Source organism: Ruminiclostridium sufflavum DSM 19573 (genome assembly GCF_003208175.1).
Taxonomy (GTDB): Bacteria; Bacillota; Clostridia; order Acetivibrionales; family DSM-1351; genus Ruminiclostridium; species Ruminiclostridium sufflavum.
In genome coordinates this window covers 72,543-92,916 of record NZ_QKMR01000006.1, presented here as the reverse complement: position 1 = coordinate 92,916, position 20,374 = coordinate 72,543, and the positions used below count along the sequence as shown (strand labels likewise).

At 36.6% G+C, this 20,374-nt stretch carries 25 protein-coding genes; 4 read left to right on the top strand and 21 right to left on the bottom strand.

Going from position 1 to position 20,374, the window contains the following annotated elements; genetic code table 11:
* Nucleotides 1-201: 201 nt before the first annotated feature.
* The 10 genes from LY28_RS06545 to LY28_RS06505 form a co-directional block, all read right to left on the bottom strand.
* A complete protein-coding gene (locus LY28_RS06545) occupies nucleotides 202-411 on the bottom strand; it encodes a hypothetical protein (protein WP_110461378.1) in 210 nt (69 codons plus the stop codon).
* A 2-nt stretch (nucleotides 412-413) separates the two neighbouring features.
* Complete coding sequence (locus tag LY28_RS06540) at nucleotides 414-836, bottom strand: hypothetical protein (RefSeq protein WP_110461377.1); 423 nt, start codon at nucleotides 834-836, stop codon at nucleotides 414-416.
* Between the two features lie 40 nt (nucleotides 837-876).
* Nucleotides 877-1,689 carry a DNA adenine methylase gene (locus LY28_RS06535; protein ID WP_110461376.1) on the bottom strand — a complete coding sequence of 271 codons (813 nt, stop codon included), beginning with the start codon at nucleotides 1,687-1,689 and terminating at the stop codon, nucleotides 877-879.
* Between the two features lie 16 nt (nucleotides 1,690-1,705).
* Nucleotides 1,706-3,427, bottom strand: a complete 1,722-nt coding sequence (locus LY28_RS06530) for a DNA cytosine methyltransferase (RefSeq protein ID WP_110461375.1) — start codon at nucleotides 3,425-3,427, stop codon at nucleotides 1,706-1,708.
* A 46-nt stretch (nucleotides 3,428-3,473) separates the two neighbouring features.
* The gene (locus LY28_RS06525) at nucleotides 3,474-4,769 is read right to left on the bottom strand and encodes a phosphoadenosine phosphosulfate reductase domain-containing protein (protein WP_110461374.1); all 1,296 of its coding nucleotides are present in this window, start codon (nucleotides 4,767-4,769) and stop codon (nucleotides 3,474-3,476) included.
* A gap of 67 nt (nucleotides 4,770-4,836) precedes the next feature.
* The gene (locus tag LY28_RS06520) at nucleotides 4,837-5,151 is read right to left on the bottom strand and encodes a hypothetical protein (protein ID WP_110461373.1); all 315 of its coding nucleotides are present in this window, start codon (nucleotides 5,149-5,151) and stop codon (nucleotides 4,837-4,839) included.
* A 22-nt stretch (nucleotides 5,152-5,173) separates the two neighbouring features.
* Complete coding sequence (locus LY28_RS06515) at nucleotides 5,174-5,380, bottom strand: hypothetical protein (RefSeq protein ID WP_110461372.1); 207 nt, start codon at nucleotides 5,378-5,380, stop codon at nucleotides 5,174-5,176.
* A gap of 61 nt (nucleotides 5,381-5,441) precedes the next feature.
* Nucleotides 5,442-5,615: a hypothetical protein gene (locus LY28_RS19080; RefSeq protein WP_165835512.1), complete on the bottom strand. Its 174-nt coding sequence runs from the start codon at nucleotides 5,613-5,615 to the stop codon at nucleotides 5,442-5,444.
* Nucleotides 5,612-6,034: a DUF6075 family protein gene (locus LY28_RS06510; RefSeq protein WP_110461371.1), complete on the bottom strand. Its 423-nt coding sequence runs from the start codon at nucleotides 6,032-6,034 to the stop codon at nucleotides 5,612-5,614. The genes LY28_RS19080 and LY28_RS06510 overlap by 4 nt, the downstream gene beginning before the upstream one ends.
* A gap of 16 nt (nucleotides 6,035-6,050) precedes the next feature.
* A complete protein-coding gene (locus LY28_RS06505) occupies nucleotides 6,051-6,299 on the bottom strand; it encodes an AbrB/MazE/SpoVT family DNA-binding domain-containing protein (RefSeq protein ID WP_110461370.1) in 249 nt (82 codons plus the stop codon).
* Between the two features lie 125 nt (nucleotides 6,300-6,424).
* Between LY28_RS06505 and LY28_RS06500 the strand changes: the two genes are divergently transcribed.
* Nucleotides 6,425-6,562 carry a zinc ribbon-containing protein gene (locus tag LY28_RS06500; RefSeq protein ID WP_110461369.1) on the top strand — a complete coding sequence of 46 codons (138 nt, stop codon included), beginning with the start codon at nucleotides 6,425-6,427 and terminating at the stop codon, nucleotides 6,560-6,562.
* Here the strand turns inward: LY28_RS06500 and LY28_RS06495 are convergent.
* Genes LY28_RS06495 through LY28_RS06485 form a run of 4 tightly spaced genes read right to left on the bottom strand, consistent with a single transcriptional unit; the run spans nucleotide 6,550 to nucleotide 7,575 of the window.
* Nucleotides 6,550-6,870, bottom strand: a complete 321-nt coding sequence (locus tag LY28_RS06495; RefSeq protein ID WP_110461368.1) for a hypothetical protein — start codon at nucleotides 6,868-6,870, stop codon at nucleotides 6,550-6,552. The genes LY28_RS06500 and LY28_RS06495 overlap by 13 nt on opposite strands.
* Nucleotides 6,867-7,154, bottom strand: a complete 288-nt coding sequence (locus tag LY28_RS06490) for a hypothetical protein (protein WP_110461367.1) — start codon at nucleotides 7,152-7,154, stop codon at nucleotides 6,867-6,869. Before LY28_RS06490 ends, LY28_RS06495 begins: the two co-directional genes overlap by 4 nt.
* Complete coding sequence (locus LY28_RS19075) at nucleotides 7,151-7,309, bottom strand: hypothetical protein (protein WP_165835511.1); 159 nt, start codon at nucleotides 7,307-7,309, stop codon at nucleotides 7,151-7,153. The genes LY28_RS06490 and LY28_RS19075 overlap by 4 nt, the downstream gene beginning before the upstream one ends.
* 2 nt (nucleotides 7,310-7,311) lie before the next feature.
* Complete coding sequence (locus LY28_RS06485; protein ID WP_242981170.1) at nucleotides 7,312-7,575, bottom strand: helix-turn-helix domain-containing protein; 264 nt, start codon at nucleotides 7,573-7,575, stop codon at nucleotides 7,312-7,314.
* Nucleotides 7,576-7,871: 296 nt separating this feature from the next.
* On the opposite strand from LY28_RS06485, the gene LY28_RS06480 reads away from it, so the two are divergent.
* The gene (locus LY28_RS06480; RefSeq protein ID WP_110461366.1) at nucleotides 7,872-8,177 is read left to right on the top strand and encodes a helix-turn-helix domain-containing protein; all 306 of its coding nucleotides are present in this window, start codon (nucleotides 7,872-7,874) and stop codon (nucleotides 8,175-8,177) included.
* On the top strand, nucleotides 8,177-9,688 hold the full coding sequence (locus LY28_RS06475; protein WP_110461365.1) for a recombinase family protein: 1,512 nt from the start codon (nucleotides 8,177-8,179) through the stop codon (nucleotides 9,686-9,688). The genes LY28_RS06480 and LY28_RS06475 overlap by 1 nt, the downstream gene beginning before the upstream one ends.
* On the opposite strand, the gene LY28_RS06470 is transcribed toward LY28_RS06475, so the two are convergent.
* The 6 genes from LY28_RS06470 to LY28_RS06445 all read right to left on the bottom strand — a co-directional run bounded on the left by LY28_RS06470 (nucleotide 9,662) and on the right by LY28_RS06445 (nucleotide 17,982).
* Nucleotides 9,662-10,303, bottom strand: coding sequence for an ATPase, T2SS/T4P/T4SS family (locus LY28_RS06470; RefSeq protein ID WP_479692074.1), 642 nt, complete (start codon nucleotides 10,301-10,303; stop codon nucleotides 9,662-9,664). The genes LY28_RS06475 and LY28_RS06470 overlap by 27 nt on opposite strands.
* 64 nt (nucleotides 10,304-10,367) lie before the next feature.
* Complete coding sequence (locus LY28_RS06465; RefSeq protein ID WP_110461363.1) at nucleotides 10,368-11,468, bottom strand: AAA family ATPase; 1,101 nt, start codon at nucleotides 11,466-11,468, stop codon at nucleotides 10,368-10,370.
* A gap of 207 nt (nucleotides 11,469-11,675) precedes the next feature.
* On the bottom strand, nucleotides 11,676-12,476 hold the full coding sequence (locus LY28_RS06460; protein ID WP_110461362.1) for a hypothetical protein: 801 nt from the start codon (nucleotides 12,474-12,476) through the stop codon (nucleotides 11,676-11,678).
* A gap of 199 nt (nucleotides 12,477-12,675) precedes the next feature.
* Nucleotides 12,676-13,425: a sugar phosphate isomerase/epimerase family protein gene (locus LY28_RS06455; RefSeq protein WP_242981169.1), complete on the bottom strand. Its 750-nt coding sequence runs from the start codon at nucleotides 13,423-13,425 to the stop codon at nucleotides 12,676-12,678.
* 163 nt (nucleotides 13,426-13,588) lie between these two features.
* Complete coding sequence (locus tag LY28_RS06450; protein WP_110461360.1) at nucleotides 13,589-14,062, bottom strand: VanZ family protein; 474 nt, start codon at nucleotides 14,060-14,062, stop codon at nucleotides 13,589-13,591.
* A 149-nt stretch (nucleotides 14,063-14,211) separates the two neighbouring features.
* Nucleotides 14,212-17,982 (bottom strand): phosphoribosylformylglycinamidine synthase, encoded by a 3,771-nt coding sequence (locus LY28_RS06445; protein WP_110461359.1) that lies wholly within the window; start codon nucleotides 17,980-17,982, stop codon nucleotides 14,212-14,214.
* A 148-nt stretch (nucleotides 17,983-18,130) separates the two neighbouring features.
* On the opposite strand from LY28_RS06445, the gene LY28_RS06440 reads away from it, so the two are divergent.
* Nucleotides 18,131-19,015 (top strand): LysR family transcriptional regulator, encoded by an 885-nt coding sequence (locus LY28_RS06440; protein WP_110461358.1) that lies wholly within the window; start codon nucleotides 18,131-18,133, stop codon nucleotides 19,013-19,015.
* Nucleotides 19,016-19,045: 30 nt separating this feature from the next.
* Here the strand turns inward: LY28_RS06440 and LY28_RS06435 are convergent, their stop codons facing one another.
* The gene (locus LY28_RS06435; protein WP_110461357.1) at nucleotides 19,046-20,095 is read right to left on the bottom strand and encodes an HD-GYP domain-containing protein; all 1,050 of its coding nucleotides are present in this window, start codon (nucleotides 20,093-20,095) and stop codon (nucleotides 19,046-19,048) included.
* Nucleotides 20,096-20,374 lie beyond the last annotated feature (279 nt).

Here is a 20,374-nt window from a genome sequence, read left to right as displayed (position 1 = left end):
GTTTATGGTTGTTTAGTTAATACCTATTACAAGCCCGTAAACGCCTATCGGCGCTGATTTTCGCTTTTGACTTATGCCGTTAAGTATGGTATACTTTTATTAGGATTATTTGGCAATTAGTCAATTTTAAGGTTACGCCTTGTTTACTACTGGAATAGCATACAAGGCGTTTTCCTTTGCTTTCTGAATCATTTATGTAGCTCACCTACCGACTTTTCTGACATGGCGGGTTTTCCTCTCCCTTTGCTTTTTACTTGTACAATACGGACAAATATAGCCTCTTTTGTATCTGCTTACATTCCACGTTTTTCCGCAGTCATTACATATTGCAAAATAGGCTGTATGATCTGGCGTATAGGATAAGTCAATACCTATAATAAACAAAGGCTCAATCCTACTTATTAAGCTCATTGCTATACCTCCTGTTTAAATACTGCCGCATCTGACCTCACAAAAGTTAATTTGCCTTTAGTTGATTTTGATATCTTCACTTTCAGGCAAGAAGTAATGTTGATTGATACATCTTTTAATAAGCTGTCATAAATCATTATTGCTGAATTTAAAATCAGCTCTTTTATAATGTTTTCTACCGGTAATAATCCGTATGAAGCCGAACCACCACCGAATAAGTTTTCTATTTGTTCCTCTGCTCGTTTTATGGCCTGCTGCCTATCCTCTTCCGCTTTCTTTTGAACTTGATATTTAGTAGCTTCAATACAATTACAATGAAGCGTTGCACATTCGTTGGCCTGTTCCACTGTTTCAAAATCATCCTTGTCATGCAGGCTGTTCTGTCCGCAGAACCGGCAACTTCCAAAAGATATAACTTTATTCATCAGAGTTCTCCTTTCACCAATTTATGCAGTTATTTCACCGTCATATAGACAGTGATAATTGCTCATTTGACGGTTTGTAATTCATCCATATAACTTCCGTTGCTGCTTTACCCATTTCGCAATTAGATTTATTGGTCTTTACTGTCCATCCTTTAAGCATTTCATTATAAATTTCATTCATATAACCGGATATCATTACCGGGCCTGTATGCCCTGTTAATGCTTCAAGTAGTTCTATATGGTCATTATCAGTCATTTCACATTTGTAAATTCTTTTACTGCGGGTACTGAGTACATATGGAGGATCACAGTAAATAAATACATACGGTCTGTTATATCTCCTAATCAGGTCTACTGCAGGCATGTTCTCAATTTGTACCAGACATTTTTTATAGCTCTGTAACCTCTTCGCTGCTTCATCTATGCTTTTGTCAAGTCGTGTCCACCTAGATGTACCGGTATCGCCCGGCTTAATATGATTACTCCATCCTGATATGTCACTTGTTTTTGTGCCTATAGCCTGCCAGCACCTGACTAAAAACCTTCTGGCATCTTCTAAGCTATCCCCTGTCATTTCATAACTATTTTTATATTCTTGTCTTGCCCAAGGAGTATATTTGATTGCTCTTTTAAACTCTTCCGGTTGTTCTCTGATTACTTCAAATAGGTTTGTAATATTATTGTCCAAGTCATTTATTGTCTCTATTTGACTTCTTTTTTTATTGAAGAATACTGCTAACGAACCCGCATAAGGCTCTAAGTAAGTCATTTTTTCATAATCAGCAGGAAAATTTGATATTATCCAATCTGTCATACTCCACTTGCTGCCCGGATATTTTAGAACTGTATTCATTTTTCACCACCTGTTCCTATCCTGCTTTTGCTATACAGTACTCGGGTAAATTGGCTCTTGTCAAAGCTTCAGCAAATGGCGGCGGTACTGCATTACCACATCTTGCAACCTGAGCCGTTTTGGGATATGGTTTTCCTGTATAATCATGATCAATTATGTATTTGTCCGGAAATCCTTGAGCTGCAAATAGCTCATATGGCTCTAACATTCTCAACCCAATATCTACAATCTGATAATCAATATTATTTATAGTGATTAGACCGAATCTATCCTTTGAAACAACTGTATCTAATGGCTCTGATAGTGACTGACCTGTTCCCTGTCCGTAATACTTAATTAAAAATGCTCTTACTTCTCCGAAGTGGTTTGCACCAGCTGTTACAGTGTTTAGTGGTTCGTTTACGGTCTGACCAATAGAAGATTTATTCATTTGTGTTATGAATGTGGTTATAACTGCATTATGGTCTTTTGATGTAACTGTATGTACTGGTTCGTCAAGAGCACTGCCAAAGCCCTTATAATTTCCGGCATAATACTTTGATATAAAAGCACTGACAAGTCCGTACCGTGGAGAAGCATCAATCGTTGATATGGGTTTATTTACTACTTGCCCTCTCGGCTGGTCTGTTGTTTCTGTGTGGTACTGAATTAATGTAGGTGCAACTACTGCATGTTTACAAGTACTTACTACCGTTCCAAGTGGTTTATTTATTCCGGGTACTCTTGGGGCTTGTCCTTCCCTTTCGCCATAGCCTGTCTGAATAAGTGTTGGTGCAATCAGTGCATGATGTCCACCTGTGGTTATTGTATGTATTGGCTCGTCTACTTCTCCTCCGGTATGTCCAGTTGTATTTACTGCCAAGTACGGAGTAACAACTCCAAACCCATGTTTTGATGTTATTGTCGGCAATGGACATTCAATTGAATTGCAGTAATGGTGATTAGAGCCACTATGATTTACCTGTACTATAAACGGTTTAGGATTATCAATAACAAACTTCTGTAGCCCTCTGGCTATCCTCTTCAATGTATTCTCCGCAAGTGGCTTTTTCCTGTCAAATATACTCGGGCATGGTAGCGACCAATCAATTATCTCTGCCGCTGTTCTCCATGGCTTTAATAAACCCATTTGCACTTCCAATGAATTAGGATTCCCATGTGTCGGCTCAGGCCATTCAATTGGTTTTCCATCGCACCTAGCAACTAGAAAAAATCTTTTCCTAATTGTCGGTGTTCCATAATCGCAAGCCTTGAGTTCTCGATGCTCAATCTTGTATCCTAAACTTTCAAGCTGATTTTTCCATGCTTGAAACGTTTGTCCTGATTTACTTTTTATCGGTCTGCCTTTTCGGATAGGCCCCCATGTTTGAAATTCTTCAACATTTTCTAACATAATTACTCTCGGCCTTACTTTAGCAGCCCACTTTAATACTATCCATGCAAGCCCCCGGATTTTCTTTTCTACCGGCTTTCCACCTTTAGCCTTGCTAAAATGCTTACAGTCCGGACTAAACCACGCTAATGCTACCAGTCTGCCTTGACATGCTTCTACCGGGTCAACATCCCAAACCGATTCACAATAATGCTTTGTTGTAGGATGGTTTACCTTATGCATTGCTATTGCAGCAGGATCATGGTTGATTGCTATATCAACACTCCTGCCTATTGCCATTTCAATGCCTGTGCTGGCTCCTCCGCCACCGGCAAAGTTATCAACTATTATTTCTCTGTTTTTCATGTATGCTCTCCAATCTGCCCCAGTCTTAAAATGTTTGTTATAAAAATTACTTTGAAATATTTGAAATAAATGTGCTTCCGCCAAACAAATCTAGTTGCTCAGGCTCTTCGCGTAAAGCTTTTAAAATATCTGTCTTAGGTGTAAGCCTATCGAACGCACACGGTCTGTTATCAAGTAAATAGTCGCTTTCTAAGGCATTAAGCTTCACATCATTACACATGGCACAAGCAAATGTTTTCATTTCTCTTGCCATACCGTATTTCATTAATCCCCGCCATTTTGGCTGATAGTGTTTTCTCAGGATTTCTATGTTATTTCCTTCATAAGCAAGCCCAGTTCCGCAGGTATAGCAACCATTACGCTCAAATAGTTTGTTTCCTTTTTCGTCTGTTAGGTCGTATAATTCAGAATACGGGCAGTTCCTTGAATTAATGTAAGCCCATATATCGGTGTCAGTAAATATTGCAAGCGGTGAAGAATATAAATATTTATCTGCGCCTTTGTACAAAAATCCGTAATCAAGAAATGTAAATGTTCTGCGGCGGCTCTCACTTGCTAGTAATCCCCTAAACAACGTATCGCAGCCTAATTTCTTTTGTAACTTCTGTGATGGCTGCTCTTTTATAAAGTAGCAGCAAGAATGCGATATACGCATATCCGGGAATTCTCGAAGCATATCATAATATTCTTTGTTGCCCTCCGACTGCTCTGTACTATATTTAAGAAATACATTTATGTTTATTCTGGGCGCATCCAGCTTCGTTGCATCTTTACCCAGTATCGGGAATCCGTACTGCTCCGCTATGAACCAAAAACTAATTTGCGTTCCAGCCTCCCAAACAAGATTTTGTTCGCGAAATAATTCCCACATTTTAGGTGTAACCGCTTCGTTTAACTTGTCGGTAGAAAGCAGACGGCCTTTCTTGTTTAGGTACCTATGGGCATCACCCTGTTTCTCAATCATAGCCCACACCATCTTTTGAGCTTCGTACTTTAATCGCGGAACTTTTATGCGGTCAAGTTTGGTTTCGTGGAAGTTTTCGCCTCCCCATTCTTTCCCTAGCTTTCGCGCAAAGTCGAGTGATTCTTTATACTCAACACCAGTATTACCAAATATAACAATCATATTTTTAGCTTCTTCGGGGCAGGTTTCACGAATTAAGTGCCACAATGCTGTACTATCTTTGCCGCCGGAAAAAGCAAGGGCAATTTTCTTGCCATACTTAAATGTCTGGCGTATTATTTTTTGTGCGTTTTCAATTTTCATTTCAAGAGGCCATGCTTGCATTTCCTGTAGTTGAGCATATGTAAATACACTCTCTTTTTTAACCTTGCTTCCCATTTTTAAATTTTCCTCCACGTCTGGAGGCGTGTACACGCTTATTGCCTAGGATTACTCCGATTTATTTTTAATTCACACTTTGCCTATCCTTCATAGAAGAACTTTTTATAAAATCCTCTCCACTGCTAAATATCTCTTCAAAAATATTTTCAAACATTGTCATAACTGGTGAATCTCCTGTATCTGGATCGCTCATATCAGCTAAAGCATTACCTATGTAATCAATGAATTCTTTTCGTTTGCCTCTTTTAACATAGTACTCATCATAATTATTAGGGCTTTTCTCAATCAGCCATGCTAAGTCCTTAATTTTAATGTCAATCTTTAATTTTTCATTGTTTGAAGTTATATTAAATAACTGTTTGCCGCTGTATTTTTTCATCTTCCCCCCCTGCCTTTATATTTCATGCACTCTCAGCCTTTTCCCTAATCCGTAAAGGACAGCTCCAACTATAACAATTGCCTACCTTTTGTCCCTCTTCTGTTACTGTTTCCTCCTGTTTCGGATGCCTGCAATTGTACCCGCTGTTAGTTAAAATACCTCGTTCTAAATATGCGCTATAGAAATAACTGCAATCTTTTACACTTTTCGTTTCGCCTGTATTTATCAATTCCCTCACCTTCTTTTAAATTTTCATTGTTAAATGAAATTGGTCATGTTTCAGATTTTGACTAATTTCCAAAAATAATGTTATGCAGAAGCCTTGAGCGTTTTTCATGGCTTCTTTTTCTTTCTATTGATTTAATCAATGCTCTGATCTGATTTTCTTCATCATGCGTTAATCCAACCGTAACAATTGTGATTGCATCACGTTTCGCCGTTTCATTGTCTATGTACTGTCTCATGATTGTATGCTCCTTTCTATGCTTGTAAATTTGTATCCGCTGTATTCTGCATAGCGAATCTTTATAGCTTCTAGCATGTAGTCAATTAAGCTGCAATCAAATAACCAGTATGGACTATAAAAACGTCCTTCCTTATTTTCTTTTCCATCCCCCTGCTCATCAGTAAATCCATTGTAAAGATTAAAGGCAAGTCTACAAAGTCTTATTGTTGTACCCGTTTGCCATCCTGCATTTAATCCGTCAAACTCTATGCAATTTTCTTTGAAATTGTATAACAAATTAATGTTACAGCGTGTTTCAGCCGTTAAACCTAATGTGTAAAACAATGCTGCACGATATGGATCATTTTTGCAGTTTGTCTTTTTAACCATACTTTCAAAGAAATCTTTATGTATAATATCTTTAAATTTGAGTAACATAGTCTTTCATCCTCTCCTATTTATTTTTCAATTCTTTCATGCAATCCGGACAGATATTCTTGCCCTTGTATGCTTTAACATTTCTAGCTTGTCCGCAGAATATACAATCTGGCTCATACTTCTTTAAAATGATTGTTGAATCCTCAACAAAAATCTCAAGCGCGTCCTTTTCCTCAATGTTGAAAGTTTTTCTCAACTCAATCGGTAATACAATCCTTCCTAACTCATCCACTTTCCTTACTATTCCTGTTGCTTTTCTGCTCATAAATAAAACCTCCTAAAATATTTTTTAATTACTTTTGTGCTTATTTTGTAAATGTTGTAAACTTAATCCATTTAATGTAGAATAATATTGTATTTTATACTTATCTACATAAAGGAGGTTTACACATGCCAACTACAGGAGAAAAACCCGGCAAGGGTACCTATCAATGCAAAACATGTGGTCAGGTTGTAAGGTTAGATGATAGCACCGACACATTGCCACCATGTCCTAAATGCAATGGTACCGAGTATTATAAGGTATAATTCCTTATAAACTTCTCAATTGCTTCATCTGAAAAACCGAATACTTTTCCAAGAACCCAATGTTCAAAAATTGTGTTTGGTTTTTCAGGTAAGCAGTTTATTATTTCAAGCATAAAATCTTTATCATATATCCAAATTGAACTCCATTCCTCTGACAGCTCTTTTTCAAATGCTTTTAACCTATGAAAATTGATAATTCTGTCTTTTACCCCTCTTACACATTCTTTTTTTACAGGCAACACTGCCGCTGGTTTTCCCCTTAATACCATGTAGCAGTAGCAATCAATTTCTCCATTCAAATATGTCATTTTATTTTCTTGCCTTTCTTAAAACTAGGTATAAGCATTCTCTGCTTACTTAAAATTTCTCGTTGTCTTTGCTCCGGCAAGGATTCAAAAAAGCCTCTTCGATACCAATCCTCACATTTTTTCAAATTAAATTGATACCGTCCGTTCTTTAAGACTACATATGGCATACCTTGTTTAATAAATTTTCTTACATCCCCGTTTGAACATCTCCATTTTTCCGCTAGATGTGTCATGCTTAAAGTGTTATCGCTTCGTTCTGTATCTATTTCCGCACTGTTTGTCATGCTGGGTGGCTCTCCTCCTTTCTATGCAAGTTTTCTGCCGCTTCTAATATGTAACCTTGTAATGCTTCTAAAAAACCATCTATGTCACTCAATGTTCCGGGAATTATATTTTGGTTCTTTATCCCTGCTGTGATTTTAATATTTGTAATATTCATGTTTATCCCACTCTTCTTTCTGGATAAAATGTTTCTATTGGCACATCAAGAGCTTTAGCTATCTTTACAACATTGTCAAAACTTGCGGTTTTGCCTTTGTTTTCTAAGCTTGATATAGTTGATTGGGATATTCCAGTATCTTTAGATAATCTGTATATCGTTACACCTTTTGATTCTCTAAGTTTTTTTACTAACTTACCTATAGGCATAATATCGCATCGTTCTTTTCTGTTAATATTTCCTTTAGTCAGCTTGTATTTTGTCATTCTAATCCCCTTTCTTATTTGTATTGTTTACATGTTTTTTGTTGACATTACAACGAAATTTCGTTATAATGTTCAAGTATTGGTTTTTATTCCGTGCTAGTTTCCCCAAACTAGTAACAACAAAGATATAAAGTAATTGCCACGAATTGCCGTTGTTATGTTTTTTATTATATCGGAATACCGCGCTATTGCAAAATGATGCATTCGCTTTTAAACGGTAACTGAGCAATTTTAGGTCGGTATTTCGTGCTATTGCTAATTATATCTTTTATTAGCTTTAATTTTGGAGGTTTTAAATGTTATCAGAAAATTTAGCACTACATCTGAAAAGCAGAAAAATATCTGTATACAAGTTTAGTAAGTTATCAAATGTTCCACAATCTACAATAAGAGATATTTTGGCTGGAAGAAGTAAAAGCACTTCGTATGAAAATCTTGCTAAAATGGCATCAGCATTGAATTTGTCAATGAATGAATTATCCGGAGAAGAAGAAGTAAAACTTGAAGGTTGCTATTTAGAAGTTGCAAAAATTGCGCAGGATAAAAAGATAGATCCTAAAAAGATTCTTGACATTATAAATTTAATTGAAGGTGACAAATAATGAGAGCCGTTTTATATGTTCGTGTTTCGACAGAAGAACAAGCTATTGAAGGGTATTCTATTTCTGCTCAAACTTCAATTTTAAGAGAATTTGCAAAAGCTTATGAATATGATGTTATTAAAGTATATCAAGATGCGGGCATAAGCGGGAAAAACATTTCTGGACGTCCAGCCTTAAAGGAATTACTTAGTGATGCAAGAAGCAAAAAGTTTGATATCGTTTTAATTTGGAAGCTATCTAGGTTAAGCAGAAGCTTGTTAGATTTGCTAGAAATGGTTGATATATTTAATCAAAACGGAATTTCATTTCAAAGTTTTTCCGAAAAATTTGATACTTCTACTCCTATAGGTAAAATGCTTCTCCAATTGCTTGGATCTATAGCTGAGTTTGAAAGAAACACCATAGCTGAAAATGTTAAAATGGGTTTAAATGAGAGATTTAAACAAGGAAACAGCAAAGGATCTATACCTTTCGGTTATAAATATAACGAAAATAAGCAAGCAATAATAGTTCCTGAGCAAGCAGAAATAATTAAAAAAATATTTCAAAGGTACGTAGAATCAAGGGATGGTAACTGTATACTTGAAATTACTAGAGAATTAAATGCAACAGGGTACAAAACTAGGAAAAATAAACAATGGAACAGGACAACAATAAAAGATATGCTGTGCAATCCTTTTTATGCTGGATATGTGCGCACTGGATATCATAGTCATGGTTGGGTTTTAAATAATGATGCAAGTATTATAAAAGGTAATCACGAACCGATAATTGATGAAAAAACATTTAATAAAATTTCACAAATTATAAAAAACTCTAAAAGAATGAATTTTACTAAAAACGAAAATAATGTTGCCGTATTTTCACAATTACTTATTTGTCCGTTATGTGGTGGAAAAATGTATGCTTATTCTTATATGGGCAATAACTATACAAATAAAAAAGGAGAATTAAAACAATATTTAGTATGCTCATATAGATGCTCAAACACAAATAGCGGAAACAATCTCTGTAAAGGATTCCAAGTGTCATACAAAAAAATCGATGATATAATTATAGATAATATTAATTCTTATGTAAACAAAAAACTATATATGACTGCTGCTAAGAGGTTAAAAATAAAAAAAGTCAACACCGATGATGTGTTGACTTTAGAACAAGAAATAAAGCGTTTAAAATCTCTAAAGGAAAAGTATTTTGTAGCATTTGAACAAAGTAATACGGAAGATTTAAGTCCATACATTGCAAAAATTAATCAATTGCATGTACAAATACAAAATTTAGAAAAAGAGCTTTCGAACGTTAAATTAAATGATAAATTTACGGAAGTAAACAAATTAGAATCACTTTTTAGTCAAATAAGTGATTTTAAAACTATGTTTTATAATATAAGCTTAAAAAGTCAAAAGGAGATTGTGAGAAAGATAGTAACTAATATATATTTAACTAAGGATAAAAAAATCAAATCAATAAAGTTAACAAATTCAGATGTAATAAATTCTTATACCTAAATTACTTTTGCCAGCTCCCGTACCGCCGGCTATAAATATATTGTATTTTGCCTCTACAAGCATTTTTAGAAAAGCTGCTGCCTCAGCCGTCAGCGAGCCAAGCTCAATCAGCATATTAATATCTATTGGCTTTTCGGGAAACTTTCTTATAGTGACGATTGGCCCGTTTAATGCAATCGGCGGCAGTACCACATTAATTCTTGAACCATCCTTGAGCCTTGCATCAACAATCGGTACTGACTCATTGACAGTTCTGTTTACAGCTGTCACCATAATTTGAATAATATCCTCCAACTTTTGCGAAGATTGAAATCTCAGGTCCAGCTTTTTACTCTCGCCTTTTTTCTCAATAAATATATTATCAGGGCCATTAATCATTATTTCTGTTACTTCCTTATCATCAATGAGAGGCTGCAATATATCCAATCTGCGAAAAGAATTGAACACAGCCTCAATTATTTCCTTTTTCTCCGATGATTTTAAAATTAACTGCTTGGACTTTTCAAATACCGATTTTGATATTGCCTGATTTATTTCTTCATCTGAGAAATCTCGCTTCAAGTCTATTTTTTGACTGACAGAGTTCCTTATTTCATTGATAAGCTCCTGCTTCAATATATCCTCCATATTTTTTTATATAGTATGCTTTATTCTCTTTATTTTTTTATTATCATGAGTGTCACTTTATATACCTTGCTGCAATATCCTTTACGGAATTTTTAAATAACTCAGGCCCTCCATTAGATTTGATAAGCTTTTTTAAAGAATTGAATTTCCCATCATACGGAAGTGAGTAAAGACTTTTGTTGTTAAGAAAGGTTTTGTGTGATAGGAGGGCCTGTTTGGATACTTTATTTGCAACATATAGCAATTTATGCGTCAAAAAAGTATTTTGGGTAAAGCTTTCTGACAGTTTGTTTATACTTTCAACAAACAGCTGAGTTTTATGTAAACATATTTCCTCATTTGTAAAAATACATAGGATTTCATCAGTAATTTTGAAAATAGCGGTAGTATTATCATTAAGCTGAGAATCCATATCGATTACAATGAGATCATATAGTCCACTCGATTTAATTGTATTAATGATTAATTCAATATCCTGAGGCTGTATTTCATTAATTTCAAATGCATTGTTAGCCTCTTTAAAATAGTGTATATTTGAGGAAATGTCCTTGCAGCTCATAGTTGTTATCTTTGATAACAGATTATTGTCCTTTTCTTTTGCATAGTAAATTATATCGGCAATAGAATAATCATTATTGCCGCAGAAAAATATACTTGCAGAAGAAAAAAGCTCCAGATTCAAATAGAAAACAGACATTCCCAAGCTTGAGCATATAGTGCTTATTCCAACTGCTACAGATGTTTTTCCGGTATTGCCTGCCGCAGAATAAACTGCTACTGTTTTTGCTTCTTTCTCTTTTTTTTGGGTAATTATGTTATTGGATTTTGTATAGATATTGATAATGCTTCCTGCTATGCGGTTTGCATCCTGATACTTGTATATTGACGGAACATCAGCTAAATCCTCGTTTTTTGTTGTCCCTGTTGTTAAGATAATAAGGTTTGCTTTGAATTGATTACAGACTTGATTATAATATTTCTCACAGACTAAAATTATATCCGGTTCTATCTTTTTAATCCAATCCTCAATTTTATAAGAATTATTATAGTAATTTACGAGTAATGTCTCAGAAAAATTATGAGTTAGAAAATTGCATAAACTAAATGAGTATTCATTGTCGTCATCAAAAATTATAAGCCTGATTAGCGCCATTGCTTTTCTCCTTCCCCTCTTCCTTTGTATATAAAAACTAAGCAAAATCATTCACTTAAGTAATTACACTTACCACGAGATTTTAAAGAGAAAAACAAGCAACTGTCTGGTTACATTATATTACAATTTTTCATATTTTGTCAACAAGTTTTTGAATATTTAATTATTTTTTTGTATATTATTACATTATTCTGGTAATTATGACTTTCAGTATCCATTTATAGATATTTTACCCATATCAGCATAAGCCTCAACTTCTATATCCCCTTCATTTTCTATAATACCATTACTATCAATGGCTCCGAAGCTATTTAGCTTAACTTTCAAATCCTTTGGAAATAGCAAATCTATATTCCCTTTTTTTGTTTTAAATGAATATGCAGATTTATTCTGATATTGAGACTTTATATATATATTACCTGAAGAAATATTAACAAAGGATTGATTCTCCAGCTTCCCCAAGTCCAGCCTGAGGGTCCCCTTGTCACATTCATATGCCAAAAACCCCTTCATATACTTTATTACAGAGTTTACGGAATCCAAATCCGCTTCTATATTTCCTTCAAATTTGTCCATTAAAGCAATACTGCCATACTGTTGACTAATATGTATATTTTTTATTTGTTTAGGGATTGTCAGATTAATATCTGTATAAATATCCTTTGGATTATTTATACTTCCTGAATAATTAATTTTATAAAATAATGTATTTTCTTTCTCTTTTTTTTCTACGGAATATTTTCTTAACATTTTTTCTAATTCCTCATCTGTTTTATTATCTCTGACAATATGTTTTGCTTCTGATTTAATAATCTTCTTATCCCAGCAATATATCTGCAGGTTTCCAGAGTCAATTGTTATATCCAGAGTCTTTATGCCGCTGCTTAAAGCAATCGGCAAATCATTGTACATAGCAGCCCCATGCTTTGGAACAGCAGAAGATTTGCCCTTACAGCCGCTTAAACAAATTAAAGGAATAAATAATATGCATAAAATAACACGTTTCAAGCCTAACCTCCATGCCGAATATAGTTAAGCAATTTTTCACAGCTTATCAGCTGCCTTATTTAACCGCCACTGTGAAAATAACTTTGCTATGATAATACCATATTTTACCATTAATTCTCAATTTATTTCCCTATAATAAAAAATGCCTTTCCATATTTTTTAGAAAAGCACTTAATAAATATATTCAGCTTTATTATTTTTAAATTAAACCCTTCATATATCCCGCAAAATGTGAAAAAACGATTTCAGGCTCTTCAAGGTCTATACACCATCTTTTAATCCATTCAACAGAAATATAACCTTTATAATCGTTTTCCTTTAATAACCGTATAATAGTTTTTATCGGAATATCGCCATATCCCATTTTTTTATATTTTACAATTCCGTCAATGACAAGTGAATCCTTAACATGCAGAAAGCAAATGTAGTCCTTCAAATTTTCAAAGGTATATTCTACAGGCTCATCAAAAAACCTGAAGGGATGATGAATATCCCATAAAACACCTACATTATCTGAATCAACAGCAGTAATTAAGGACCTTAAGACCTTTGAATCTGCGAATACCCCATTTGTTTCTATTAATATTTTTATTCCCTTTGGAGTTGCTATATCTGTCAGTTTTTTTAAATTTTCAAGTACAAATTCAATATCTACATCTCCGGGCTTAGGCTGAGCATCACCCAAGACTCTTACATAGGGGGTTTCAAGCTTTGCCGCAAGTTCAATATATTCAGTCCCCTCTTGCAGCTGCTTATCAATATTCGTTTTATCAAACAAGTAACAAGCAGATGATAAGCACGGAATTTCAATACCTATCTTTGCAATCTTTTTCTTTGTCAGGTCAATATCTTCAGCCGAAAATTGTTTTATACTTGGTGCATACATCTCATTTTCAATACCCCTGATTTCAATACCGTCAAACCCAATATCCCTTGCAGTTGAAAGCATGTCTTCCCAACTCCAGTTTGGACAACCGAGCGTAGAAAACGAAATTTTCGTAATAACCACCTCCGAAAGAATCATTGTAGAGCTTTTATTAACATATATTTACAAAACTGTAATTTATTTTAACATATTGCTTGAAATTAATCAACTGCACCTGCTTTTGAAGTTATTTCTTGCCTCTTATAACGTTACAACGGCAAATTAAGTTTATAACAGCCCTCACTGCAAAATATCCTATTGCCGCTCCCAGTACATTCAATATGACATCGTCTATATCACTTGCTCCTGTTCCGAAAATATACTGAATAAGCTCAACCGATAAAGTACCCGGCAAAGAAGCAAAGACAATCCTCCTCAAGCTGTTCAGCTTTCCAAAAGCTACCGGCAGTAAAAAGCCCATTGGCAGAAAAGCAGCTATATTTCCCGCCAAATTGGTTATAACTGCTTCCGTATTATAATCTGAGGTTATAAATTCAATTATAGTCTTAAAGGGAATTAAATTAATGCTGCGGTGAACCATCCTTCTGCCGTAATAATCACTAAAAAAAGTCAGATATGCAAGCAGCAGCACATATCCTGCAAATACAAAAGCAACAGCCAATCTTACAGGATCTATTCTATTGTTAAATTCAGCTTTCATAAAACCTCACTTTAAGTATATAAAATTGAGAAAGCCGTCCATATACCAGCTTTCCCAATAATTTATATTATAAACTATTTATTTAAGTGTGTGCACATATTTTGTACTCACGTTCTTCCTGTTGAAATGCATTTACTTTCAGGACAGCTTTATCCAAAATACTCGACACCGGCTTGGAACAGCTTCTGGTCCTTATGTCCCGGTACATTCCTGTAAAGGTTTGAGCCTATTCTTTCAGAATGCCCCATTTTTCCGAATACTCTTCCGTCAGGGCTTGTAATCCCTTCAATTGCATTGACGGAGCCGTTTGGATTAAACGCAACATCATAGGTTGCTTTTCCGTCCAAGTCTACATATTGAGTGGCAATCTGCCCGTTGGAGCCAAGCACCCTGAGTACCTCCCCATTTGCAGTAAACCGGCCTTCCCCGTGTGATACTGCTATGGTATGCACATCTCCCACTTTGACCTTGTTAAGCCAGGGAGAAAGGTTCGAGGTTATTTTTGTATTTACAAGGCAGGACTGGTGGCGGCCTATTGTATTGAAGGTCAATGTAGGGCAGCTGTCATCTATAGCCCTGATTTCTCCAAAAGGAAGCAAGCCCAGCTTAATCAATGCCTGAAAGCCGTTGCATATACCCATAACCAATCCGTCTCTCTGCTTCAGCAGCTTCATTACCGCTTCGCTGACAACAGGATTTCTGAAGGCCGTTGCAATAAACTTGCCGGAACCTTCAGGCTCATCACCTGCGCTAAAGCCGCCCGGAATCATTATTATCTGGGATTTGTCTATAATTCTTTCCATTTCCTTGATAGATTCCTCAATATCGTTGTGTGACATGTTTCTGATTACCAATGTTTCAACAAGCCCGCCCGCAGCTTCAAATACCCTTTTAGTGTCATACTCGCAGTTTGTTCCGGGGAACACAGGTATGAATATTCTCGGTCTTGCAACCTTTATCCCGGGGCTGACCTTTGACCTTGCTTCAAAAGCATATTCCTCAGGCCCTTCCATTATTTTCTTGGTTCTTGTAGGAAATACCCTTTCAAGCGGTTCCTGCCATTTTTCGGCAAGCATGTCAAGGGCAATAACAGTGCCGTTTACATTTATCTCAGCCTTAGCTGCCGTTGTTCCCAGCAATATATATTCCAAATCACCAAGCTGCTTTTCAAAATCAGTACTTTCAGGCAGCTCAAGAATTATTGAGCCGTAGAACGGCTTAAACAGCATTCCGGTATCGATATTCTTTTCAAAATCGAAGCCAAGCATATTACCAAACGCCATTTTACTGATTACTTCAGCTATACCGCCTTCTCTTACTGAACTGGCGGATAATATTGCCTTTTCACAGGCCAACCTGTAAATACGGCTGTATATCCTGTCAAGCTGTTCAAAATCCGGAAGGCTGTTCTTGTCAAGACCTGCCTTAAGCATTACAACCTTGCTGCCTGCCGCTTTAAATTCATTTGAAACAACATTGTTTACATTAACTGTATTAACCGCAAAGGATACAAGTGTCGGAGGAACATCCATATCCATAAAGCTTCCCGACATACTGTCCTTACCGCCGATTGCGGCAGTTCCAAGCTTTAATTGTGCATAATAGCCTCCCAGAAGCGCACTGAGCGGTTTCCCCCACCGTCTTGCATCCTTTCCCGGCTTTTCAAAATATTCCTGAAAGGTAAGTCGTGCTTTGCCGTAATCTCCTCCCATTGCCACAATCTTCGCAATTGACTCAACTACCGCAAAGACAGCGCCATGAAATGGACTCCATGTTGATATTCCAGAGTTATAGCCATATGACATCAAGGTACCTGTTGAAGTATCCCCCTCCATTAAAGGCAGCTTTGCAGCCATACCCTCTGCAGGTGTCAGCTGTGTTTTCCCTCCGAACGGCATCAGCACAGTATTTGCTCCTATTGTAGAATCGAATCTCTCCGCAAGTCCCTTCTGACTGCATCGGTTCAGGTTTTGCAGGTTTTCAATCCATTTATCTGTAATGCTCTTAACATCGATATCATTATATTTATCAAAATAAGTTTGCTCTTCCGGAGCAGTCACCTCAATATCTATCCTTTGCTTTGCACCGTTTGAATTGAGAAATTCACGGCTTAAATCAACTATTGTATTTCCTCTCCATGTCATTTTGAGCCTTGCCGCTTCTGTTACCTCTGCAACCACAACAGCTTCAAGATTCTCTCTTGCGGCATGGCTAATAAATTCTCCGGCATCCTTTGCGGCAACAACAACAGCCATACGCTCCTGTGACTCTGATATGGCAAGCTCTGTTCCGTCAAGGCCTTCATATTTTTTAGGAACCACATCCAGATTTATCTCAAGTCCGTCCGCCAATTCTCCTATTGCAACCGATATACCTCCTGCGCCAAAATCATTGCATCTCTTTATAAGAGTGCTTGCATCAGGGTTTCTGAATAAACGCTGTATTTTTCTCTCCGTCGGGGGATTACCCTTCTGAACCTCTGCTCCGCAGCTCACCAGAGATTCCTCCGTATGAGCCTTCGATGAGCCTGTCGCACCGCCGCAGCCGTCTCTTCCGGTTCTTCCCCCCAATAATATTATCTTGTCTCCAGCCTGCGGCACCATACGCACCACGTTCTTTCTTGGCGCGGCACCGATTACGGCACCGATTTCCATCCTCTTTGCCACATAGCCTTCATTGTATATTTCAGCAACCTGTCCTGTTGCAAGGCCTATTTGATTCCCATAGGAGCTGTAGCCGGCTGCTGCTCCGGTGGTTATCTTCTTTTGCGGCAGCTTGCCTGGAATTGTATCCTCAAGCTTTGCTCTGGGATCACCGCTTCCTGTAACTCTCATCGCCTGATAAACGTAAACCCTGCCCGATAGCGGATCTCTTATCGCTCCTCCCAGACATGTAGCGGCTCCGCCGAAGGGCTCTATTTCAGTAGGATGATTATGAGTTTCATTTTTGAACATTACAAGCCATTCTTCATTTCTGCCGTCTATATCAGCATTAACAACTATGCTGCAGGCATTAATCTCCTCAGATAAGTCCAAATCGTTTAATTTTCCCTGCTTTTTAAGCTTCTTCATTGCCAGAAGCGCCACATCCATAAGGCATATGTCTTTATCGTCACGACCCCTGTAGATTTCTTCTCTTGAGGCCTTATAGTCAATAAAGGTTTCTTTTATTATATCTGAGTATTTGCCCTCTTCAAATTCAACGCTGTCAATGCAGGTAAGGAAAGTAGTGTGCCTGCAGTGATCAGACCAGTATGTATCAATCATTCTCATTTCTGTTACTGACGGATCACGTTTTTCGGTATTTTTGAAATACCCCTGACAGAAAGCAATATCATCAAAGGACATCGCAAAGCCCATACTCTTAAGCAGACCGGCAAGCTGTTCTTCATTCATGGCTGTAAAGCCTTCTATTGCCGTAACCTCCTTCGGCTGCTCAACCTCTGTCTTTAGGGTGTCCGGCTTGTCCATTTTAGCTTCCTGACTTTCAACCGGATTTATATAGTACCTTTTAATTGCTGAAAATTCACTATCAGTTATACCGCCCTCAAAAACAATTACTCTGGCAGCTTTTATCTCAGGCCTTTCGCCCTGAGTTAACAACTGAATGCACTGAGCGGCCGAATCTGCCCTCTGGTCGTACTGTCCCGGCAGATATTCTACAGCGAAGGCTCTGCTGCCGTTTTTTATTTTATATTCCTCATCATAGGCGTAGTCTACCGGCGGCTCAGAAAAAATTGTATTTCTGGCCATCAGGTACTCTTCGTCACTTATTCCCTCTATGTCATACCTGTTTATTATTTTGACATGCTCCAATGCCTTTATTCCCAAGGTTCCTTTCAAATCGGATAAAAGTCCCTGAGCCTCAACATCATATGGCTGCCTCTTCTCAACAAATAACCTCTTAACAGTGCTCATCACCAGTATTCCTCCCTATGGATAAAATTTATATTAATGCTTGCAAAAGCAGTTACGCCTAAGTGAAAGCCTTACTCTTTACTTATAATTATAATATGATAAAATATATTAGTAAAATTAATATAACTAATATAACGCATTAGAGGTACTTATGGATATTAACTTTGAATTATATAAAATATTCTATTATTGTGCACAAAACAAAAGCTTTTCAACCGCGGCACAAAAGCTTTTTATTACACAATCCGCCGTAAGTCAATCAATTAAAAGCCTTGAAAAACAATTGGGTGTTAATTTATTCTATAGAAAATCCAGAAATATGCAGCTTACATCGGAAGGAGAGCTGCTTTTCAGCTATGCTTCACAGGCCTTTAATTTCCTAAAGGCAGCAGAAGGCAAGCTTCAGGAAATAGAAGGACTTCGTGCGGGAGAAATTAAAATCGGTGTGAGTGACTCTATCTGCAAATATTTTATAATGCCGTATATCGAAAAATTTGGAAAATTATATCCAAAGGTGGCCGTTAAAATAATAAACAGAACCACTCCGCAATTGCTGGAGGTACTGAAAAGCGGACTTGTTGACATCGCAATAGCTACCCTCCCCGTCAGCAAGGAGGTATTTATATCTGTTCCGTTTATCAATGTCAATGATATTTTTGTTGCCTCTGATAAATTTGCCGAGCTTAAGAACAGAAAGACAGAGCTGAAGGAATTAATTCAATATCCTCTTATAATGCTTCAGGCACAAAGCTCTACAAGGAAATCCGTTGATAGCCTCTTCAGCGATCGCGGACTTGTATGTTCACCCGAAATAGAGCTTGAAAGTCTGGAGCTTCTGGTGGAATTTGCAAAAATAGGCACCGGAATAGCATATGTACTGAAGGAAAGCGCATCTGACCTGATAAGTAACGGGGAGCTGTTTGAAATTCAACTTAAAGAGCCTATTCCCACAAGGGAAATTGGAATTGTTCAAATGAAAAATGTAGTTTTGTCTAAGGCTGTAAACACATTTATTGATATACTCCTGTCAAAGTAATTTATCGAGGAATATATACCCGTTAAGCTATTATAAAAATTCTGAAATTAAAACCTCTTTTTCGTATGAAAAATCATAAAAGCTGTTATTTACCTTTATAACAGGAGCATATGCACACTGATACGGCACATAAACAACCTCTCCTATCTCGCCGTTCTGCATTCTCACTTTAGAGCCCACATAATAGCTGGGCATGTTGCAAAGCATTGCCATCATGACCTTTGGATCAACGACATCATATCCTATTCTCTCAAGCTCCTTGAAGGCTTCAAAGGGCGTCTGCCTTCTTCTGTATACCCTGTCAGAGGTTATAGCGTCAAATATATCGGCGACGGTAAGAATTTTAGAATACAGGTTTTTCTGGTTTCCTTTTATCCCAAAAGGGTATCCGGACCCGTCTTCCTTTTCATGATGCATTATTACTGCTCTTTTTACATCCATATTTATATCTTTGTTATGTTTTATTATTTCATATCCATATACAGCATGCTTCTTCATTATCTCAAATTCACTTTCATTCAGAGACCCCTTTTTATTCAGAATTTCCAGCGGAATCTGAGATTTTCCCACATCATGAAGAATACCTGCCAAAATAACATCCTTGATTTGTTCTTTGCTTAGGCCCATCCATTTGCCTAAAAGCATGGAATATACAGAAACATTTACCATGTGCGAGTATGTATACTCATCAGCAATTTTGACAGTATTGACACAATCCATTAAGGAGCTGTAATCATTAATTTTGCTGTACACATTTTCCGAGATATCCTCCGCCTTACCCAAATCCAACTTTTTACCCGAGGCCAGGTCTTGGAGCAGCTGCTTTGCTTTATTAACATCCCCGATATATCTTTTCTGGTCGTTACTTATATCATTGCTTCGTAAATAATCATCCCCTCGGACCGTATTAATCCTATAGGTGTATATCTTTTCAATTCCAAAGCTTATTAACTTTTTAAGTATATAATCTGTAATCAGCGTATCTTCCGTAACAATTAAATTGCCCCCGACAGTATATACATCGCCGCCCAAAAAGCTTCCTATAATATCCTCGCTAACCTTTACATAGTCATATCTCATAAATAACACCTACTTTAACAAATTGAACTGACACCATAAATAATGTAAATTTGACTAAGAATAATACTACTATTAAGAGGTCAATTACTGTCTGCCAAAAAAATTCGTTTTTTCAATGCAAATTCCCATATTACGGAAAACAATATTATATCGTACAAAGCTTAAACCGTAATTGATTTTTTAGTTATATTAAATATCGGCTTATGTATAATATACTATAATAAGAAACTCTCAAAAGCAATCGCATTTACCGGTTGTAAATATTCCCAACCATGAAAA

What these genes read in the sequence shown, in the direction of transcription:
- LY28_RS06545 (WP_110461378.1), bottom strand. Translation starts at nt 411, where the DNA reads ATGAGCTTAATAAGTAGGATTGAGCCTTTGTTTATTATAGGTATTGAC.
- LY28_RS06540 (WP_110461377.1), bottom strand. Translation starts at nt 836, where the DNA reads ATGAATAAAGTTATATCTTTTGGAAGTTGCCGGTTCTGCGGACAGAAC.
- LY28_RS06535 (WP_110461376.1), bottom strand. Translation starts at nt 1,689, where the DNA reads ATGAATACAGTTCTAAAATATCCGGGCAGCAAGTGGAGTATGACAGAT.
- LY28_RS06530 (WP_110461375.1), bottom strand. Translation starts at nt 3,427, where the DNA reads ATGAAAAACAGAGAAATAATAGTTGATAACTTTGCCGGTGGCGGAGGA.
- LY28_RS06525 (WP_110461374.1), bottom strand. Translation starts at nt 4,769, where the DNA reads ATGGGAAGCAAGGTTAAAAAAGAGAGTGTATTTACATATGCTCAACTA.
- LY28_RS06520 (WP_110461373.1), bottom strand. Translation starts at nt 5,151, where the DNA reads ATGAAAAAATACAGCGGCAAACAGTTATTTAATATAACTTCAAACAAT.
- LY28_RS19080 (WP_165835512.1), bottom strand. Translation starts at nt 5,615, where the DNA reads ATGAGACAGTACATAGACAATGAAACGGCGAAACGTGATGCAATCACA.
- LY28_RS06510 (WP_110461371.1), bottom strand. Translation starts at nt 6,034, where the DNA reads ATGTTACTCAAATTTAAAGATATTATACATAAAGATTTCTTTGAAAGT.
- LY28_RS06505 (WP_110461370.1), bottom strand. Translation starts at nt 6,299, where the DNA reads ATGAGCAGAAAAGCAACAGGAATAGTAAGGAAAGTGGATGAGTTAGGA.
- LY28_RS06500 (WP_110461369.1), top strand. Translation starts at nt 6,425, where the DNA reads ATGCCAACTACAGGAGAAAAACCCGGCAAGGGTACCTATCAATGCAAA.
- LY28_RS06495 (WP_110461368.1), bottom strand. Translation starts at nt 6,870, where the DNA reads ATGACATATTTGAATGGAGAAATTGATTGCTACTGCTACATGGTATTA.
- LY28_RS06490 (WP_110461367.1), bottom strand. Translation starts at nt 7,154, where the DNA reads ATGACAAACAGTGCGGAAATAGATACAGAACGAAGCGATAACACTTTA.
- LY28_RS19075 (WP_165835511.1), bottom strand. Translation starts at nt 7,309, where the DNA reads ATGAATATTACAAATATTAAAATCACAGCAGGGATAAAGAACCAAAAT.
- LY28_RS06485 (WP_242981170.1), bottom strand. Translation starts at nt 7,575, where the DNA reads ATGACAAAATACAAGCTGACTAAAGGAAATATTAACAGAAAAGAACGA.
- LY28_RS06480 (WP_110461366.1), top strand. Translation starts at nt 7,872, where the DNA reads ATGTTATCAGAAAATTTAGCACTACATCTGAAAAGCAGAAAAATATCT.
- LY28_RS06475 (WP_110461365.1), top strand. Translation starts at nt 8,177, where the DNA reads ATGAGAGCCGTTTTATATGTTCGTGTTTCGACAGAAGAACAAGCTATT.
- LY28_RS06465 (WP_110461363.1), bottom strand. Translation starts at nt 11,468, where the DNA reads ATGGCGCTAATCAGGCTTATAATTTTTGATGACGACAATGAATACTCA.
- LY28_RS06455 (WP_242981169.1), bottom strand. Translation starts at nt 13,425, where the DNA reads ATGCTTTCAACTGCAAGGGATATTGGGTTTGACGGTATTGAAATCAGG.
- LY28_RS06450 (WP_110461360.1), bottom strand. Translation starts at nt 14,062, where the DNA reads ATGAAAGCTGAATTTAACAATAGAATAGATCCTGTAAGATTGGCTGTT.
- LY28_RS06440 (WP_110461358.1), top strand. Translation starts at nt 18,131, where the DNA reads ATGGATATTAACTTTGAATTATATAAAATATTCTATTATTGTGCACAA.
- LY28_RS06435 (WP_110461357.1), bottom strand. Translation starts at nt 20,095, where the DNA reads ATGAGATATGACTATGTAAAGGTTAGCGAGGATATTATAGGAAGCTTT.